Genomic DNA, 3,088 nt, shown 5'->3' on the forward strand with positions numbered 1-3,088 from the left:
GAAGTCGTCGTTCGATCAGGGAGCCGCGTTCAGGCGGTTCCTGGCAAGACCGCGGGCCGCACCGATACCGGATGCGTGCTATCGGTGTGGCCGAGAACGTGGCCAAGGCCGCCTGGACGTGGCGAGCCGGACAGACGGCTTTCGCAACACGCCCTGACGACGGATGCGGCCCGTGTCGCTACGGTGTCGCTATGGGGACGGCGCGGACAGAACGGATGAAAGCCAGCCGCGTCCTATGGCTGGCTTTCTGCGTGCTGTTCACGGCGGCCGCGATCCTGGGTGCGTGGGGCCTGGCGCAGCTGAGCCGAGCCGCCGACCAGTGTCCACCGCCGCATGCACAGCCGTGCGGATACACCACCACAGATATCATCTACTTCGACGCGCAGCTGTTCCTCCTGGGCGCCGAGCCCCTGCAGGACGGCGGCCCCTTCCCGCTGCCGCTGGAGGTCGCCCGTTTCCTGGCGCCACTCGCGACCGCCTACGGCGTGGCCGTGTCCGTGTGGGACCTGTTCACCGACCGGCGTCGCCGCTGGACGGCCCGTCGAGCGCGCGAGCACGCGGTCGTCATCGGCGATGATCCGTTCGCGATGACGCTCATCCGCCACCTCCGGGCCGAAGGTGTCCAGGTGGTCGTCATCAGCGCCGACGCGGATCCCGACGGCGCCGAAGGGCTCGCCGCGGTCGCGTCACTCGTCGTCATGGGCGACCCCTGGGACCAAGCGGTGCTGCGTGCCGCCGGTGTGCCCCGAGCCGACACCGTGTACGCCTGCCTGCCTGACAGCGCCGCCAACGCGGCCGCGGTGGCAGCCGTTGCCGCGCTCGCCGAGCAGCAAACCGAGCGTGACGAGCCTCTCGCCTGCTACGCACGGCTGGCCGACGGCGAGCTGGCGCTCGCGCTGAAGGCACGCCGGCTTGGGCTGTTATCAGCATCGAAGTTCCGGCTGGATTTCTTCACGCCCGAAGAGATCGCCGCGCGCTCGCTCGCCGCTCGCATCCTGGAGCCCCATCTCGGTTCCGACGATCCGGTGCCGTCGGTCGCGGTCGTCGGCCTGGGCCCGTTCGGGCGCGCGCTCATCGTGGAGCTGGCCAGGCTGTGGCGGGTCCGTGTCGGCGCTCCGCCGCTGCCGCTTGTTCTCGTCGACACGGATGCCTCCGCCCAGCTCACTGAACTGCGGCATCGCTACCGGTCCGTCGACACGCACTGTGCGCCCCGGACGAAGAACGAGCCGGCGCAGCGCGTGGATCTCATGACGATTCCGTGGGAAATCCGCATACCAGATATTCGCCACCTGGTTCTCTGTGACCAGGATGAGGATATTGCGCTGCGAGGCGGCCTGAATGCGATTCGTGGTACCGCAAGTACCGGCCAGACCGTGACGGTCTGTATGCAACAGCGGACAGCCCTCGGCGACCTGTTCAATCGCCAGCTGCTCGATCCCGGGCCAGGTGAAGTACGGATATTCGCAATCATGAACGAAGCGGCGAAACCGGCCGAGCTGCACAACGACACGCTGACGGTCCTGGCACGTGCCATTCACGGCCAGTATCTGATCGACGAACAGGCAGCCGGCGGCGCCCTCGGCGACAGGGACTCGATGCAGCCCTGGGAGGCCTTGCCCGCGGACCTGCAAACGGCAAACCGCAGACAGGCCGAGGGAATCGGCGCCAAACTGAACGAGATCAACGCGGTCGTCGTCCCGATGACCCATCCGACGACCGGGTTCACCTTCAGCGCCGCCGAGATAGACATGCTCGCCCGGCTCGAGCATGAGCGCTGGTGCGTTGAGCGCCGCGGCAGGGGATGGACCTTCGGTCCGGTTCGCGACGACCTCCACAAACGCCATGACCTGTTACGTGACTGGAGCGACCTGTCGCCCGATCAGCGCGTCAAGGCCACCGCGGCCGTCCGCCATCTGCCGGAGCTGCTGGCCGACCACGGCCTACAGATTTTTCGGCTGCGTTGACGACCACGGCACCCGCGATCACGGCACCCGCGGCCGCGGGCCGCACGAAAAAATCTATGATCGAACAAGTTCCAGCCAGTCGCCGGCCCCACCCGGACAAACTTCGACCGGAGATTGACCCGCGCGTCCGGCGGAGGGACCGTGGATGAATGGCAAACGTGGGTGAACCAGTGCGCATCGTGGAAGACGAACCGATCACCTGGCCGGAGGAAGAACCGCTCGCGGTCCCCGAACCGGCGGCCGATCCCGAGCCCGTGCCGGCAGGCACATGAGCGTCATCGGGTGGCGTCAGTGGGCGGTGGACGCCCACGGGCGGCTCCGGCCGGCCTGGACTCCATGGTCGCCGTTTCCGCCCGAGCTGCTGCTGTGGCGTCCTGACGGCCTCACCCAAGCCCTGTGCCTGCGAGCGCAACGTGATGATCTCAGCACGCGGAGGTTCCGGATCCCCCTGGCTCCGCACCCGCGGGTACCCAGTGAGAACTGTGTCTGCGGACTGTACGCGTGGTCGTCACCACGGGGGCTTGCCGACGCCGCCGCCCCGACCTGGACCTCACGGCCCATCGTCGTAGGCGCGGCACGGCTCGGCGGGCGGCTTGTCGTCACCGAACGCGGCTACCGCGCGCAGCTGGGATACCCGGCGGCCGTTTTCGACCCCGACGGCGTCGTGTCGCCCGCCTACGCGGTGGCGCGCTACCTCAGCTGGGACGCGCTCATCGCCGAATGGCATGCGCGGGATGGCACCTGAGTAAGCCGCCGGCGCGTACGGCTCCCCCCGTCCGTGGGTACGCACAGTGCGGATTCCGCACCTAACCAGTGAAGCTGGCACCACGCACGGCGACAAACGCCCGGTCGGTCACTGGTCCCCAGATCCCGTCGACGCCGACCCCGAGCGCGGCCTGGATCGCCCGCACAGTCGCGATGTAGGCGGTCTGTGAGCGAGGCCCCCAGATCCCGTCCACGGTCGTAGCGACCGCGGCCTGCTCCGCACGGGTATGGCGGTTTGCCCGGACGGCCTGGAGGGCGGTGTCGGTCACCGGCCCCCAGATCCCGTCCACCGCCACATGCACGGCCCGCTGCAGAGCCTGCGCCTTTGCCCGCGATCGTCCGCTCGCGTCGGCACCGCC

At 68.8% G+C, this 3,088-nt stretch carries 3 protein-coding genes; 2 read left to right on the forward strand and 1 reads right to left on the reverse strand.

The genetic code is table 11. The features are described from left to right. Positions 1–215: 215 nt before the first annotated feature. Both MJ783_RS09775 and MJ783_RS09780 read left to right on the forward strand, forming a co-directional pair. A complete protein-coding gene (locus tag MJ783_RS09775; protein WP_239310064.1) occupies positions 216–1,964 on the forward strand; it encodes an NAD-binding protein in 1,749 nt (582 codons plus the stop codon). A gap of 268 nt (positions 1,965–2,232) precedes the next feature. After that, the gene (locus MJ783_RS09780; protein ID WP_239310065.1) at positions 2,233–2,709 is read left to right on the forward strand and encodes a hypothetical protein; all 477 of its coding nucleotides are present in this window, start codon (positions 2,233–2,235) and stop codon (positions 2,707–2,709) included. Between the two features lie 61 nt (positions 2,710–2,770). On the opposite strand, the gene MJ783_RS09785 is transcribed toward MJ783_RS09780, so the two are convergent. Then, positions 2,771–3,088: peptidoglycan-binding protein (locus tag MJ783_RS09785; RefSeq protein ID WP_370651585.1), on the reverse strand; the 318-nt coding region annotated here is incomplete at its 5' end.

The organism is Protofrankia sp. Cj3, assembly GCF_917627355.1.
Classification (GTDB): domain Bacteria; phylum Actinomycetota; class Actinomycetes; order Frankiales; family Frankiaceae; genus Protofrankia.

Excerpts from the sequence above, each read along its gene's own strand:
- MJ783_RS09775 (WP_239310064.1), top strand. The coding sequence starts at position 216 with ATGAAAGCCAGCCGCGTCCTATGGCTGGCTTTCTGCGTGCTGTTCACG.
- MJ783_RS09780 (WP_239310065.1), top strand. The coding sequence starts at position 2,233 with ATGAGCGTCATCGGGTGGCGTCAGTGGGCGGTGGACGCCCACGGGCGG.